General features: G+C 72.7%; 16 protein-coding genes. 8 read left to right on the top strand and 8 right to left on the bottom strand.

Going from position 1 to position 14,179, the window contains the following annotated elements; genetic code table 11:
* Positions 1–54: 54 nt before the first annotated feature.
* The 4 genes from PSED_RS21500 to PSED_RS21485 all read left to right on the top strand — a co-directional run bounded on the left by PSED_RS21500 (position 55) and on the right by PSED_RS21485 (position 2,936).
* Positions 55–585, top strand: coding sequence for a hypothetical protein (locus PSED_RS21500; protein WP_013676352.1), 531 nt, complete (start codon positions 55–57; stop codon positions 583–585).
* 613 nt (positions 586–1,198) lie between these two features.
* The gene (locus PSED_RS21495) at positions 1,199–1,873 is read left to right on the top strand and encodes an RNA polymerase sigma factor (protein WP_013676351.1); all 675 of its coding nucleotides are present in this window, start codon (positions 1,199–1,201) and stop codon (positions 1,871–1,873) included.
* Positions 1,864–2,427: a hypothetical protein gene (locus PSED_RS21490; protein ID WP_013676350.1), complete on the top strand. Its 564-nt coding sequence runs from the start codon at positions 1,864–1,866 to the stop codon at positions 2,425–2,427. The genes PSED_RS21495 and PSED_RS21490 overlap by 10 nt, the downstream gene beginning before the upstream one ends.
* Positions 2,424–2,936 carry a hypothetical protein gene (locus PSED_RS21485; RefSeq protein WP_013676349.1) on the top strand — a complete coding sequence of 171 codons (513 nt, stop codon included), beginning with the start codon at positions 2,424–2,426 and terminating at the stop codon, positions 2,934–2,936. Before PSED_RS21490 ends, PSED_RS21485 begins: the two co-directional genes overlap by 4 nt.
* A gap of 2 nt (positions 2,937–2,938) precedes the next feature.
* Here PSED_RS21485 and PSED_RS21480 read toward each other — a convergent pair whose 3' ends face one another.
* From PSED_RS21480 to PSED_RS21465, 4 genes are all read right to left on the bottom strand, one after another.
* Positions 2,939–3,103: a hypothetical protein gene (locus PSED_RS21480; RefSeq protein WP_013676348.1), complete on the bottom strand. Its 165-nt coding sequence runs from the start codon at positions 3,101–3,103 to the stop codon at positions 2,939–2,941.
* Complete coding sequence (locus PSED_RS21475) at positions 3,100–3,474, bottom strand: hypothetical protein (RefSeq protein WP_013676347.1); 375 nt, start codon at positions 3,472–3,474, stop codon at positions 3,100–3,102. The genes PSED_RS21480 and PSED_RS21475 overlap by 4 nt, the downstream gene beginning before the upstream one ends.
* A gap of 180 nt (positions 3,475–3,654) precedes the next feature.
* Entirely contained in the window at positions 3,655–4,170 is a 516-nt protein-coding gene (locus PSED_RS21470) for a hypothetical protein (RefSeq protein ID WP_143770564.1), read from the bottom strand.
* Between the two features lie 238 nt (positions 4,171–4,408).
* A complete protein-coding gene (locus PSED_RS21465) occupies positions 4,409–4,900 on the bottom strand; it encodes a potassium channel family protein (protein ID WP_013676345.1) in 492 nt (163 codons plus the stop codon).
* A 224-nt stretch (positions 4,901–5,124) separates the two neighbouring features.
* On the opposite strand from PSED_RS21465, the gene PSED_RS21460 reads away from it, so the two are divergent.
* On the top strand, positions 5,125–5,649 hold the full coding sequence (locus PSED_RS21460) for a DUF1269 domain-containing protein (protein ID WP_013676344.1): 525 nt from the start codon (positions 5,125–5,127) through the stop codon (positions 5,647–5,649).
* A gap of 154 nt (positions 5,650–5,803) precedes the next feature.
* Here PSED_RS21460 and PSED_RS21455 read toward each other — a convergent pair whose 3' ends face one another.
* The 4 genes from PSED_RS21455 to PSED_RS21440 form a co-directional block, all read right to left on the bottom strand.
* Positions 5,804–6,688 (bottom strand): IS5 family transposase, encoded by an 885-nt coding sequence (locus PSED_RS21455; RefSeq protein ID WP_013673184.1) that lies wholly within the window; start codon positions 6,686–6,688, stop codon positions 5,804–5,806.
* Positions 6,689–6,765: 77 nt separating this feature from the next.
* A complete protein-coding gene (locus tag PSED_RS21450; protein ID WP_013676343.1) occupies positions 6,766–8,526 on the bottom strand; it encodes a SulP family inorganic anion transporter in 1,761 nt (586 codons plus the stop codon).
* Complete coding sequence (locus PSED_RS21445) at positions 8,523–11,243, bottom strand: cation-translocating P-type ATPase (protein ID WP_013676342.1); 2,721 nt, start codon at positions 11,241–11,243, stop codon at positions 8,523–8,525. Before PSED_RS21445 ends, PSED_RS21450 begins: the two co-directional genes overlap by 4 nt.
* A gap of 13 nt (positions 11,244–11,256) precedes the next feature.
* On the bottom strand, positions 11,257–12,225 hold the full coding sequence (locus PSED_RS21440; protein WP_013676341.1) for a polyphosphate kinase 2 family protein: 969 nt from the start codon (positions 12,223–12,225) through the stop codon (positions 11,257–11,259).
* Between the two features lie 153 nt (positions 12,226–12,378).
* On the opposite strand from PSED_RS21440, the gene PSED_RS21435 reads away from it, so the two are divergent.
* The 3 genes from PSED_RS21435 to PSED_RS21425 are packed head-to-tail and all read left to right on the top strand — an operon-like array spanning position 12,379 to position 14,176.
* Positions 12,379–13,218: a hypothetical protein gene (locus PSED_RS21435; protein WP_013676340.1), complete on the top strand. Its 840-nt coding sequence runs from the start codon at positions 12,379–12,381 to the stop codon at positions 13,216–13,218.
* A complete protein-coding gene (locus PSED_RS21430; RefSeq protein WP_202946302.1) occupies positions 13,215–13,760 on the top strand; it encodes an RDD family protein in 546 nt (181 codons plus the stop codon). Before PSED_RS21435 ends, PSED_RS21430 begins: the two co-directional genes overlap by 4 nt.
* Positions 13,757–14,176 (top strand): DUF7144 family membrane protein, encoded by a 420-nt coding sequence (locus tag PSED_RS21425; protein WP_013676338.1) that lies wholly within the window; start codon positions 13,757–13,759, stop codon positions 14,174–14,176. The genes PSED_RS21430 and PSED_RS21425 overlap by 4 nt, the downstream gene beginning before the upstream one ends.
* Positions 14,177–14,179 lie beyond the last annotated feature (3 nt).

Here is a 14,179-nt window from a genome sequence, read left to right as displayed (position 1 = left end):
CGCACAGTCGGCGGCGGACCCGCAACCCCGGGCCCGAGACGAAGGAGGACGACCATGACGATCGGTCCGGTGCAACTGCTCGTGCTCGGTTTCGACCATCCGAACTTCCAGGGGCGGATTCGCGCCGAGCTGGAACGGCTCCGCGACGACGACATGATCCGGGTGATCGACTTCCTGGGCGTCTACAAGGCGGTCGGCGGCGAGGTGCAGGTGCTCAAGGAGACCCAGCTCGACGAGGCCGAGCGGGCCGAGTTCGGGGCGGTGGTGGGTGCCCTGATCGGGATCGGCGCAGGTCTGAGCCCCGAGGAGGGGGCGGCGCTGGGCGCCGAGGTGATGACCGCCGAGGACGACGACACCCTCGACGAGGAGGCCTGGGACGCGATCGCGGAGATCCCCGAGGGGTCCGCCGCCGCGCTGGTGCTGCTCGAGCACCGGTGGGCGATCCCGCTGCGCGAGGCGCTCGCCGACGCCGGAGGAGTCCGGCTCGCGTCGGAGTTCGTGAGCCCGCTGGACCTGGTCGAGGTCGGCCTGGTCGCAGCCCAGGAAGCCGAGGCGCTCGTGGCCCGGTCCGCGGACGCCGTCTGAGCAGGACCGAGGAAGGGAGAGACCGATGTTGGGTCGAAACCGCAGGATCGCGCGACGCACGGGACGGCGGACCGGCCGCCGGGTCGCCCGCCGGGTGATGCGCCGTCGCTGAGCGGGACGTGGAACGTCGCCGCGGTGCGCTGTGGGTCGGCGGGGCGGCGCTCGACGAGAGTGTGTCCTACATCACAATTGCGTGATGTCCGGGTGCGGGTGGTGTCCCAGTAGTTGCCGGCCTCGGGGGGCCGGGCGAGGTCGGGCCGTCGGCTACCGCGACGACGGTCAGGCCTCGACTCGGGTGGGTGGCAGACCGTCGTGCCCCGGTGAGCTGCCACCCACCCTCGGTCCCGGCGGCCGTGATGATCCGTGCCTTGCGGTGTCCTACCGGTGAGCCTCTTTCGCCACGTCGGGCACCCCTGGGCGACGAGGACACACCGGAGCGAAGTCGACGTCGCAGGAGGACGCGAGCATGAGTGGCGCTGACGCCAGACCGACGGACATCGTCGGGGACACCCCTGACGACCGGCCGCTCGGGCCGGCCTGACGCGCGGATGACACGATCATGTGATGGCTGTCGGTGCGATCTCGGCCTTCGGGCCGCGTCCGTCGCGGTGACATGGAGGTAGAGGTCCAGGCGCCGGGCGGGCCCGCCGGGGCGCCCACACACGCCGGGCACGCGCGGTCCGTCACCGGGAACGCGACGCAGGAGGATCGCCCGGCGGCCCCGGACGCGACGGCGGCGCTGCCGGACGACCAGACGTTGGTCGTGCGGGCCCGTGAGGGCGACCTCGGCGCCTTCGAGATGCTCGTCCGCCGCTACCAACGGCCGATCTACCAGCTCGCGTTCCGGATGCTGCGTGATGCCGGCGAGGCCGAGGACGTCACCCAGGAGGTGTTCCTCACCAGCTGGCGCCGGCTGCCGGAGCTACGTGAGGCCGGGGCGTTCGGCGGGTGGATGTACCGGTCGGCGACCAACCGCTGCCTGAACCTGCTGCGACGACGTCGGCCCGTCGCGCCGCTCGCCGCCGACACCGAGCCCGGCCATCCTCCGGACACGAGCCCGCTGTCCGATCCGGAGCGCGCGCTCGGGATGGCCGAGGGGCTGCAGGTGCTGACCGCGGCCCTCGACGAGCTCACGCCGGAGCAGCGCGCGGTGTGGCTGCTGTTCGAGGTCCACGGTCGGTCCTACGCAGAGATCGCCCAGGTGCTCGATGTCAGTCCGCAGGCGGTGCGAGGACGGCTCGCCCGGGCCCGCGCCCAGCTGGTGGAGAGGATGTCGTCGTGGCGATGAACGCCCAGAGCGGCGGCCAGCAGCTGCCGTGCGGCCGGTACGTCGAGGACATCGCCGTCCACCTGGACCACGGCGGGTCCGACGCGCACTCCCGGACCTGCGAACACTGCCTGGTGGCCCGCGAGAGCCTGGGCCGCCTCGCGGTGGCCACGCAACTGCTGCGGGACGATCCCGCCGCGCCGCCACCCAACCTGCTCGACCGGATAATGTCCGCGGTCCGCGCCGAGTTCCGGAGCTCCGACGCGCTGCCGCTGCCGACGCCCTCGGGGCCCTCGCAGGTGGCTCACGCCGCTGTCGCAGCGGTGCTCCGCTACGCGGCCGACGGGGTCACCGGCGTCTGGTCACGCCACTGCCGGATCACCCCCGTCACCGCGAACGGCCCCGAGGTCCGGGTGGAGATGTCGTTGTCGGTGCGGGTCGACGGGCCACCGATCGCGGAGGTCGTCGCCGAGGTGCGTCGGCGGCTGGTGGCTGCGCTGTCCGGGCAGGTCGGTCTCGTCGCCACGGTCGTCGACGTCGTCGTCGCGGACGTCTGGTCGCAGGAGGATGCATGATCGGCCCGGCCGACGACCGTCCCGAGCACCTCGGACCGGCGCCGTCACAGGCGGGCGCGGCGCGGCGATCCCCGGCCGATCAGGAGGGTGCGCCCGCCGACATGCCGGCCCGGCCCGCCGGGAACGACCCGTCGGACGGCGGGGACTCGTGGAGCCGTCGGATGATCGAGGACGTGCGCACCGCGGCGGACGTCGCGACCGCCGCGCGGTCCGTTCCGGGGGTCCGGCGGCTCCAGCCCGGGCTGCGCGGCCTGGTCACCCAGGTCACCGCCGACGCGTGGCGTCGGCTCACCAGCCGGGCGTTCCCGGACTTCGCCGGGGTCGAGACCCGCCGCAGGGGTGACGCCCTGCACGTCGAGATCACGATCGTCACCGACTCGCGGTACCAGGCGGCATCGGTGGCCGACGAGGTGCACCGCGCTGCGCTGCAGACGCTGTCGCCGGCCGGCCGGACGGAGATCACCGTCAAGGTCAGCGAGATCGCGATCGTCGAGCCCGGCACGGCCTAGGCTCACGGCTGCCCGCGGGGAGGTGCCGTCGCGGGCTCGGCACGGCCGCCGCCGGAGGGGCCAGGACCGTCGGCGCTGTCGGTGCCGGCCGCTGCGGTGTCGCCGACGTGTGCGTCGTGCCAGCGGAACTCCTCGGCCAGCTGCGCGTAGATCGGGGTGTCACTCATCGCGTGCCGCGTCGCCCGACGGCCGGTCGACCCGGGCCGCGCGACGGCGACCCGGGTGGCAGGCGATCGGTTGCCGGTCGGGCACGTCGGGCGTCGTGAGCCGTCGGCCACTCCGGCCCACGCGCCGGTCCCGGGGCCTCGGGCTCGCCGGACAGTCCGCGTTCGCGCAGGCTGTCGCAGATCTCCGCGGCGAGCCGCTCGGCCAGGTCCCGAACGGCGTCGCGGCCGTACAACCCGGCCAGCCACACGGTCACCTCGCGCGCCGCCCGCTCGGCACGAGGTCGGTCGTCGGGATGGTCGAGAAAGGCCGCGACGATGTCGGACACCGCCAGGTCGAGAGCCCGCCCGTAGTCGGCAAGACCGTCCGCCATCCGCCCGTCACTCCTCGCCCCGTACCGCCGCGGACCCGCCGCGACCCGCGCCGGACCTGTCTCCCGGCCGACGACCCTGCATCCGTGTCGATCCACGTCAGGAATGACACCGTCGGCCGGGAATCGTCACGGTCGCGCGACGAGTACGTCCTCCGGCCCGTGTCACTCTCGGACTCACAGTCAGTGCAGGAGCAGCTTGAGCAGGATGAGGACGGCGCCGAGCGCGGCGCTGCCCGCGGCCCATCCGATCGCCCCGGCCCGTGTCGCGCCGGCGCGGCGCCCCGCGATGTGCCCGAGGCCGCCCAGCAGCAGCGTGGCCACGATCAGGGCCACGAGCACGCTGGTGCTGACGTCCTTCGTGATCAGGCCGACGACGACGAGGACGACGAGCGGGGTGTAGGCCGCCTCCAGCATCGGCCGGCCGTGGCGCAGGATCTCGCGGACCCGGACGGAGCCGCGCACCCCGTTGGCGGCCGCGCCGAGCAGCGCGGAGTACTGGTCGGCCGCCCAGTAGACGGCGACCGTCACCAGCACGGTGATCACGACGGCCGGCAACGTCCCGTGCAGGCCGGCCCCGACCATCGCCGCGGCGCCGACGATGCTGCCGTGGATCGCGTGCGCCAGCTCCTCCGCGTCCGCCCAGCCGCGGAGCCTCCCGCCGAGCAGGCGCGTCCAGCGGTCCCCGGGGCCGTCCACCGTCCCACGGTCCCGGGCGCCGCCGCCGGGCCACACCACCCGCTCGGGGTGAGGCGTGCGGTGGTGCTCGCGCGCGACGGTCTCGATCGCGGGGGCGGCCCCGCGGTCGGGTCGAACCGTGGGTGGGGCGGAGGGTGTGATGGCGCTGGTCGCAGTGCTGGTGCCGGTGCTGGTGATCGTGGTGGCGATGGCGCTCGAGCGGCTGGAGGAGCGGTTGCTGGGCCGGCGCGGCGTCCCGTCACCGGTCGGGACCGGAGCCCGTGCGTCGTCGCTCGGCGACGTCGACGGCGCCGAGGAGGAGCTTCGCGACCACACCGACGGCCAGCAGGCCGACGGCCATCTGGGTCATCGTGAGGATCCTCGTGGCCCCGGTGGTGGGGGCGATGTCGCCGAAGCCGACCGTGGTGAACACGGTCATCGTGTAGTAGAGCGCACCCGTGCGGTCCAGTGGCTGGGTGAAGCACGCCGGGGCGTTCTCCGACATCACCGCGTACGTCGCGGCGTAGAGCAGCAGCAGGAACGGCAGCCCGACCGCCACGGTCGCCGCCGCCCGCAGCCGCGGGGTGTCCGAGGTCATGATCGCGCGCACCTGCCAGGCCAGGGCCAGCCCCAGGCCCACGAGGCCGACGGCCAGCCAGAAGATGACCGTGCCGTCGAGCTTGCCGTCCAGGGGGGCGCGGTAGTAGACGACCAGCAGGAACGCCGCGACGACGGCAGACGCGATCGTCACGGTAACGACCTGCCGGCGGCTCGGCGCCGGTGACGTCTCGGTCACGACGCGCCCGCGCGTTCGACAGCCATCGCCCCTCCCCGGTCGTGCGCTCCGCAGCGTGGCCGGGCGCGGCCCGGTTGTGCTCACCCCTGAGGGGCGAACGCCACTCGTCCGGATCGGGTGATGTCGGCGCGGCCCGTACGACGCACGGTTCGGGGACCGACGAGACAACAGGAGCGGGAATGGCGACGTTGACGGTGTGGAAGTTCGACACGGCAGGCGGCGCCCGAGGTGCGCTCAGCGTTCTGGAGAGGTTGCAGAAGGAGGAGCTCATCCAGATCGTCGACGCGGCCGTGGTGACGTGGCCGGAGGGCAGGCGCAAGCCCAAGACCGAGCAGCTGCGCAACCTCACCGGGGCAGGGGCGCTCGGCGGCAGCTTCTGGGGTCTGCTGTTCGGGTTGTTGTTCTTCATCCCGTTGCTGGGCATGGCGATCGGGGCCGCGATGGGGGCGTTGAGCGGGTCGCTGGCCGACGTCGGGATCGACGACGGCTTCATCAAGCGGGTCCGTGACGAGATCACCGAGGGCACGTCGGCGCTGTTCGTGATGTCGGACAACGCCGTGGCCGACCGGGTCCTGGGCGAGTTCCGCGGCAGCGGCGCCCACCTGGTGTCGACGAACCTGTCCGCGGAGCAGGAGGCCCGGCTGCGCGAGGTCTTCGAGGAGCCGGCCGAAGAGGCGAACGAGGAGGCCTCGACGAAGGCGTGACCCCCGGGGGGTGACCGGTGGAGCCGGTCCCGGGACGACGATCCCGGGGCCGGCTCTCCTGTGTCGCGGGTCCGACGCGCGCGGCGGACAGGAACCCGGGTGACGTCGTCGGGTCGCCGGTCCCGGCTCAGAGAGTGTTGTAGAACCTCGGTGGTCAGTCTTTGAGGTCTTCTGCTAGTCGGCGGGCGGCTTCCTTCTCAATGTCACTGCGGGGAGCGGGGAGTTCCTCACCGGCGAGGCGGGCGGCCATCAGCCGGATCATCGCGAACTTGATCATCGCCTCGGCGTGGGCGGTCTTGCGTTCGTAGTCCCGGGCCAACCGTCTACACCTCGTCAACCAGCCGAAGGTTCTCTCGACCACCCACCGGCGGGGCAGCACCTGGAACCCTTTCACGTCGGCGTTACGCGGCACCGCGACCACCTCCAGCCCCTCACTGCGCCGGGCCCAACCGACCAGGCCCGCGTCCACCGAGTTGACATAACCGCCGTCGACCCACACCAACCCGAGCAGCGGGAACCGGGCCCGGGCACCGGACAGCATCAACCGGGCCCCGGCCCGGTCCTGCACCGACGCCGAGTGCACCACCACGTGCAGCACCAGGCCCAGGGTGTCGACCAGCAGGTGGCGCTTGCGGCCCCGGACGCGTTTACCGGCGTCGTAGCCGATCTGTTCACCGCCCTCGCTGGACCTCGCCGACTGGGAGTCCAGCACCGCCGCCGAGGGCTGCGGGTCACGCCCGTCGGCGATGCGGACCCGCTCACGCAGCACCTCGTGGACCCGGTCCCAGGTGCCGTCGCGGGTCCAGGCCCGAAACCACTGGTAGGCGATGCTCCACGGGGCCAGATCGTGCGGGACCAGCCGCCAGGCGCACCCGCTGACCAGCACATAAGAGATCGTGTCGATGATCAACCGGCGGGAGTGCACGTATGGGCGTCCGCCCAACACCGCCGCCGGGCGGGGCAGCAACGGCTCGATCAACACCCACTGGGCGTCGGTCACCGAGGAGTCATACGCCGGTTTGCAGGTACAGACACACACCCGACCGGATGATCAACAGGTCCGGGCGACTACTACGGCCGCCACGCCGAGTGATCACCAGGTTTCACAACACTCTCTCAGCCGTCGGTCCGGTCCTCGGCCGGGCCGACCGCCCGGTCCGGGGACCGCCAGCTCGCACCCGTCAGGTCACGGAACGCGGCCACGGCGGCGTCGATCGTCGGGAAGAGGTGCGTCGCGTCGACCGCCCCGGTCAGGCCCGCGCGCTCCACGGTGCGCCGCACCGGATCCTTGAGCTCGGCGAACACCAGCCGGCGACCCCTCCGCTCGAACGCGGCGGTGAGCTCGCGCAGCATCTCGGCGGCGGTCGTGTCGACGTCGGTGACGGGCTCGGCGGCGATGACGACCCAGCGCACGTCCGGGTCGACGTGGACGAGCTCGTCGATCCACTCCCGGAACGTGCGGGCGTTGGCGAAGAACAGCGGGGCGTCGAACCGCAGGAGCAGACATCCGGGCAGCCGCTCGGCGTGTGGGTGGCTGTGCACGTCGTGGAACCCCGGGAGGCCGGGCGCCCGGCCCAGGACGGTCCGGTAGGGCCACCACGCCCGGCGGAAGACGTTCGCCGCCGACAGCGCGACCGTGACCGCCATGCCCGGCAGCACCCCGAGCAGCACGACACCGATGGCGGCCGTCATCGACAGCACGAACTCGGCGCGGCGGACCCGGAACAGCCGCCGCGTGGCGGGCAGGTCGGTGAGGGAGAGCGAGGCGGCGATCACGACCGCGGCCAGGGTCGGCTGGGGGAGGTCGCGCAGCAGCCCCGGCACGAACAGCAGGATCAGCGTGATCGCCGCGGCGCCGACCAGCCCGGTGAGCTGGGTCCGCGCCCCGGCCTGGGCGGCGACCGCGGTGCGCGAGCCGCTCGTGCTGACCGGGAACCCGCCGAACAGGCCCGCGCCGACGTTCGCCGCGCCGATCGCGGTCATCTCGCGGCCGCCGTCGATCGTGCGGCCCTCGCGGGCCGCGAACGACGAGGCGGTCGAGATCGTGTCGGTCAGCGAGACCACCGCGATGCCCAGGGCACCGGGCACGAGCAGCAGGAGGTCGGAGAGCCGCACGTCGGGCAGGCTCAGCGGCGGGAACCCCTGCGGTAGCGGGCCGACGACGTCGACCCCGCGCGCGGCCAGCCCCAGCAGGGCGGTCGCCCCGATCGAGAGCACGACGACCACCAGCACGGCCGGCAGTTTCGGTAGGTACCGCTGCAGGACCACGATGAGCACCAGGCCGAGTGCACCGATGGCGAGCGCCGCGGGCACCGTCGAGCCGAGGCCGGTGACGAACCCCGCCACGTCGCCGAAGAAGCCCTCGGCGTCCACCGAGAAGCCGAAGAGCTTGGGCAGCTGCCCGACCATGATGGTGAGGGCCAGCCCGTTCAGGTAGCCGATCATCGCGGGGCGGGAGATCAGGTCGGCGACGAAGCCGAGCCCGGTGAGGCCCGCGATGATCATGACTGCGCCGGTGATCAGGGCGAGCGCCGACGCCAGCGCGATCGCCCGCGCCGGGTCCCCGTCCGCACCCGCCAGCGGCAGGATGGTGGCCGCGATGAGCGGCCCGAGCGAGGAGTCGGGGCCGAGCACGAGGACCCGGGACGGGCCGAAGACGGCGTAGCCGACCAGGCAGAGGATCGACGTGTAGAGCCCGGTGATCGCCGGCAGCCCCGCCAGCTCGGCGTAGGCCATGCCCTGGGGCACCAGCAGCGCCGTCAGGACGAGGCCCGCGGTGACGTCCCGCCCCAGCCACCGCGCGCGGTAGCCGAGCAGGCTCGCGAGGCCCGGGGCGACCGCCGCCACCCGGCGGTGCTCCGGGGCCGGCTCGTTCACCGGACGTGGTGGGTCGTGCGCCGGGCGATCGCCTTGCCCAGCTCCCAGCACACCAGCAGGGCGAGAGCGGGCAGGCAGGCCCAGCCGAACTGGCTCAGCGAGATGTCGACGGTGCCCAGCAGGCGGTGGAACACGTCCATCTGCGTCACCAGCACGGCGAGGGCGAACTCGGCGAGGATCGTCCAGTTCAGGTTGCGGCTGTCGAAGGTCGCCGTGGTCAGCACCGTGCCGGTCGCGTCCCGGCACTCCACGGCCGCGACGATCAGGCACAGCGCGAACGAGGTGAACGCGACCGAGCGGCCGACCTCGACGTCGCCGAACAGCGCGGGTCCCGCGGCGATCAGCCCGAGCAGGCCCACGCTCACGAGCAGGCCGGTCAGCCCGACGGTGACGACGAGATCGCGGGTGAGCACCGACTGCCCGCGGGGCCGCGGGCGCTTGCGCATGAGCCCCGGCGTCTCCCGGTCGAAGCCCAGCGCGATGCCGAAGGCGGCGTTGACGAAGAAGTGGATCCACAGCACCTGGGCCGGGGTGAACGGTTCGCCGCCCGCCAGGTTGAGCAGGCTCGCGCCGAGGAACGTGAGCACGAAGATCACGAGCAGGATCAGCACGAAGCGGATGTACTTGGTGAGGTTGTCGAAGATCTTGCGGCCCTGCTCGACGGCGAACACGATCGTCGCGAAGTTGTCGTCCGACAGCACCATCCGGCCGGCGTTCTTGGCGACCTCGGTCCCCGACCCCATGGCGATGCCGATGTCGGCGGCCTTGATCGCGGGCGCGTCGTTGACGCCGTCGCCGGTCATGGCGACGACGTCACCCTTGCGCTTGAGCGTGTCGACGAGCAGGACCTTGTGCTCCGGGGCGACCCGCCCGACCACGCCGATCGCGTCGATGCGGCGCAGCCGTTCCTCCTCGGACAGGGCCGCGAAGTCCGCCCCGAGCACGGCCTCGCCCGGGATCCCGAGCTGCTCGGCGATGGCCGCCCCGGTGGTGACGTCGTCCCCGGTGACCATCCGGACGCGGATGTGCGCCGCCTGCGCCGCGGCCACCGCGTCGCGGGACTCGGCCCGGGGCGGGTCGACCATGCCGACCAGGCTCGTCAACCGCAGCCCGACGACCAGCGACAACAGGTCGCCGTTCGGGTCGAACACCTCGGGGGCGAGGTCCCGGACCGCCGCGGCCATCACGCGCCTGCCGTCGTGCTCCATCCGCTCCATGTGGGCGGTCATCCGCTCGACGTCCAGCGGTGCCGGGCCCGTCGGCGTCAGCGCGTCGGAGGCCCGCGCGACGACGGCGGGGGCTGCGCCCTTCACGAAGCACCGGATCACCGGGCGTCCGTCCTCGGCGGTGGCGGAGTGGAAGGTGGCCATGAGCTTGTAGACGGGGTCGAACGGCAGCGTGGCGAGCCGCGGGAACCGGTCGCGGCTGGCGTCGACGTCGAGCCCCGCCTTGTGCCCCAACACGAGCAGGGCGCCCTCGGTCGGGTCGCCCACGACCTTCCCGTCGACGAGCTTGGCGTCGCTCGCCAGCAGGTAGGGCAGCACCGCGTCGATGATCGACGGTGCGGCGCCCGCGGTGTGGTGCACCCGCCCCTCGAGCTCGTACCCGGTCCCGGAGACCGTGTAGCGGTCGGTCGGGGTGACGACCTCGACGGCGGTCATCTGGTTCATCGTCAGCGTGCCGGTCTTGTCGGAGTTGATGGCCGAGGTGAACGCGAGCGTCTCGACCGACGGCAGCTCCTTGACGATGGCGTTGCGCTTGGCGAGGTCGACACCCCCGAGGGAGAGGATCATCTGGGTGACGGTGGGGAGCGCCTCGGGGATCGCCGCGATCGCGAGCGCGACGGCACTGACGAACAACACGTCCCAGGCCTCGCCCCGGCTGCGGCCGAGCACGAACATCACCAGCATCGTGAGTCCCGCTGCGCCCGCGATCCACAGCGTCAGCCGGTCGAGCTCCCGGGTCAGCGGCGTCTTCTCCACCGCCGTGCGCGACAGCATCGCCGAGATCCGCCCGACCTCGGTGTCGCCGCCGGTCGCGGTGACCAGCAGGATGCCGCTGCCGTGGGTCACCGGCGTGTTCATGAACGCCATGTTCCGCTGGTCGGCCGGCCCGAGCGGACGATCGTCGGTGTCGCTCAACGGCTCCGCGTGCTTGCCGACGGGGGTGCTCTCGCCGGTCAGTGCCGACTCGTCGATCTGCAGCGCGGCTGCCTGGACGAGCCGCCCGTCGGCGGGGACCTGGTCGCCCGCGGAGACCAGCACGACGTCGCCGACGACGACCTCCTCGGCCGGGACCGCGCGGTCGCTGCCGTCGCGGCGCACCCGCGCGGTCGTCAGCATCAGCGACTTGAGCGCGTTCATCGCGCTCATGGCCTTGCCCTTCTGCCGCAGCCCGATCACCGCGTTGAGGATCGTCAGCACGACCAGCAGCACCGCGGTGCCCCACTCGGCGACGACCGCCGAGACGACGGCCGCCGCGAGCAGGATCACCTGCATGTAGCTGCGGTACTCGTCGAGGAAGCGCCGCCAACCCGGTTCGGGCTCCTCCTGCGGCAGCGCATTGGGACCGTGGTCGCGCAGCCGCTCGGCCGCCGTCGCCGCCGACAGACCGACGCCGGGGTGGACCCCGAGCAGTTGCGCCACCTCGTTCTTCGGCAGGGCGGTCCAGCGACGGGCCGGAACCGGGGCGTCCTGGGTCCTCTGGTCGGTCTGCATCGCCTCCGCCTCCCTAGACCGTCGCCGCCCGGTGGTGGTGCCCGGCCCGCTTCCCGTGGTTCCGGCTCCCGTTGCCGGCTTCGGGACCCTGGGTGGCGAGCTCGGTGCGTGCCTCCGCCAGTCGTTGCAGTGCCGCGGCGTCGACGGTGGGGAACTGCGGGTCGATCTCGATGAGGGTGTGGACGAGGATCGCCGCGGTGCAGATCCGGGCGAACCACTTCCGGTCGGCGGGCACGACGTACCAGGGCGCCCACGGCGTGCTCGTCTCGGACAGCATCTCGTTGAACGCGTGCTGGTAGTCCTTCCAGCGCCGACGTTCCTTCACGTCGGCGGCGGAGAACTTCCAGTTGCGGTCCGGCACGTCGATCCGCTTGAGGAAACGCTGCCGCTGCTCCTCGTAGGAGAGGTTGAGGAACACCTTGACGACCCGGAAGCCGTTGTCGACGAGGTAGCGCTCCCAGTCGTTGATCTCCCGGTAGCGCCGGTGCCAGATCTTCTTGCGGCTCTCCGCGGGCAGCTTCTGCCGGTCGAGCAGTTCCGGGTGCACCCGCACGACGAGAACCTCCTCGTAGTGCGACCGGTTGAAGATCCCGATGTCGCCGCGGGCGGGCAGCCGCGCGGCGTAGCGCCACAGGTAGTCGTGGTCGAGCTCCTCGGCCGAGGGGACCTTGAACCCCGCGACGTGCACGCCCTGCGGGTTCACCCCGCTCATGACGTGCCGGATCGTCCCGTCCTTGCCGCCGGCGTCGAGAGCCTGCAGGCACATCAACACCCCGTAGGTGTCCTGGGCGGCCAGCCGCGCCTGGTAGTCGGCGAGCATGGCGATGCCGGTCTGCAGCAGCTCGCGGCCCTCCTTCTTGCGACGGACGGTCTTCGAGCGCTGCCGCGGGTCGAAGTCCCGGTCCAGGCGCACCGACCGCCCTGGCCGCACCCGCAGCGGTTCGATGAACTCGGAGATTCGCCGGGTGCGCTCGTCCGCCATGTCGTTCCTCCTCCGGGTCGACCGCGCCCGTGATCGATCGCCTGCCGGGGGGAGCGTCGGCGGTCGGTGTCGGGGGCGCCTCACCTGTCAGGGATGAGGTCCACCGCCACGTGCTGGCGCAGCCTGGTCGTCCGACCCGGACAGGAGGCCACGGTGGACTCGACGACGGAGCGCCTGCTGCTCGGCGTGGGCGGCGGCGCGGCGCGGCTGGTGTGGCGTGCGGGCCGGCCGTTGCGGTTCGCGACGACGACCCTCGCGAACGGCGCGGTCGCGACGGTCACCTTCGTCGCGCCCCGGACCACCGCGGCGCTCGTCCGGCGGGGCCGGCGCGACCGGGTGCTGCTGGCCCGCTGGTGGAACGACCTGTTCCGGCTGGTCGTCGGGCAGGTGGTCGACGCGCTGCTGAGGGCCGTCGACCTGACCTCGCTCGTCCGCGAGCACGTGGAGATCGACGCGCTCGCGGCGGGTCTCGACGTCGACGCCGTGGTGGCGCGGGTGGACCTGGACGCCGTGGTGGCGCGGCTGGATCTCGACGCCGTCGTGCGTCGGCTCGACCTGGACGCCGTCGTGCGTCGGCTCGACCTCGACGCGGTCATCGCCGGGGTGGACCTCGACGCGGCCGTCGCGGGTGTCGACCTGGAGCGGGTCGTCGAGCGGATCGACGTCGACCGGATCGTCGGGCAGGTCGACGTCGACGCCGTGGTCTCGCGGGTGGATCTCGACCGGGTGCTGGCGTCGCTCGACGTCGACCAGGTCGCCGCCCGGCTGGACGTCGAGGCGGTGCTCGCCCGCGTCGACCTCGTCGGGATCGCCCGGGAGGTGATGGACGCCCTGGACCTCCCCGAGATCATCCGGTCGTCCACCGGCGCGCTGACCTCCGACACCGTGCGCGCGGTGCGCACGGAGGCGATGGCCGCGGACGGCGCCGTCTCGGGGGCCGTCGACCGGCTGCTGCGCCGCGGTGGGGCCGCGCGACGTCCCGCCGTGCCGTGACCGGCCGTCGGGGCAGCGCGGACGTCATGCCGGAGGCCGTCGCGGGGATCGTGTCCCGCACCCTCGCCGCGGTCGTCGACCTGCTCGTCGTCCTGGTGCTGATGGGCGCCGCCTTCCTCGCGGTCGCGGGCGTGCGCTTCCTCGTCTCGCCGATCGCCTTCCGCTGGCCGAGCCCGAGCTGGACGCAGTCGGTGACCGTGAGCGGGCTGCTCGCCGTCGGCTACCTGACCGTCGGCTGGGCGATCGCCGGCCGCAGCTACGGCGGGGCCGTCCTCGGGCTGCGCGTCCGGTCGGCGCGCGGGGCGCAGCCGGGATGGGTGCGCGCCGGGCTGCGGGCCGTGCTCTGCGTGGTGTTCCCGCTGGGCCTGGCCTGGGCGGTGGTGAGCCGGCGCCGCCGCTCCCTGCAGGACCTCGCCGTCGGCACCGTCGTCGTCTACGACTGGGAGCCCCGGGACGGGCAGGTATCACCCCCTGGGGGTGTCCCGGGCGGTGCCGAACCCGTTCATCGTCGCCTTACCCGAGTCGAGGAGGAGCCACCATGACCACCCGGGCCGAGGACAGTTACACGTCGACCATGCCCGCCGAGAGCTCGACCCGCAGGGGTCTCGTGCTCTTCGCAGGCGTCATGATGATCGTCGCCGGCGCGTACCACGCGCTCAGCGGCATCTCCGCGATCCTGCGCGACCAGGTCTACGTCACCACCCCCAACTACGTGTTCGAGTTCGATCTCACCGGGTGGGGCTGGACCCACCTGATCCTCGGCGCGATCATGATCGTCGTCGGTGTCGCCGTGGTGAAGGACGTGACCTGGGGGGCGATGGTCGGCATCGCGCTGGCCGTGCTGAGCCTGGTGGCGAACTTCCTGTTCCTGCCGCACTACCCGCTGTGGTCGATCCTGATCATCGCGGTCGACGTGACGATCATCTACGCCCTCGCCACCCGTCTGCGCAACGGCTGATCG

Origin of the sequence: Pseudonocardia benzenivorans CB1190 (assembly GCF_000196675.2) — a bacterium.
Lineage (GTDB): Bacteria > Actinomycetota > Actinomycetes > Mycobacteriales > Pseudonocardiaceae > Pseudonocardia > Pseudonocardia benzenivorans.
Note: the sequence above shows the minus strand (reverse complement) of the source record. Positions and strands in the feature narration are given on the sequence as shown.

Coding starts and splice junctions, on each gene's coding strand:
- PSED_RS21500 (WP_013676352.1), top strand. CDS start 55: ATGACGATCGGTCCGGTGCAACTGCTCGTGCTCGGTTTCGACCATCCG.
- PSED_RS21495 (WP_013676351.1), top strand. CDS start 1,199: ATGGAGGTAGAGGTCCAGGCGCCGGGCGGGCCCGCCGGGGCGCCCACA.
- PSED_RS21485 (WP_013676349.1), top strand. CDS start 2,424: ATGATCGGCCCGGCCGACGACCGTCCCGAGCACCTCGGACCGGCGCCG.
- PSED_RS21480 (WP_013676348.1), bottom strand. CDS start 3,103: ATGAGTGACACCCCGATCTACGCGCAGCTGGCCGAGGAGTTCCGCTGG.
- PSED_RS21475 (WP_013676347.1), bottom strand. CDS start 3,474: ATGGCGGACGGTCTTGCCGACTACGGGCGGGCTCTCGACCTGGCGGTG.
- PSED_RS21460 (WP_013676344.1), top strand. CDS start 5,125: ATGGCGACGTTGACGGTGTGGAAGTTCGACACGGCAGGCGGCGCCCGA.
- PSED_RS21445 (WP_013676342.1), bottom strand. CDS start 11,243: ATGCAGACCGACCAGAGGACCCAGGACGCCCCGGTTCCGGCCCGTCGC.
- PSED_RS21440 (WP_013676341.1), bottom strand. CDS start 12,225: ATGGCGGACGAGCGCACCCGGCGAATCTCCGAGTTCATCGAACCGCTG.
- PSED_RS21425 (WP_013676338.1), top strand. CDS start 13,757: ATGACCACCCGGGCCGAGGACAGTTACACGTCGACCATGCCCGCCGAG.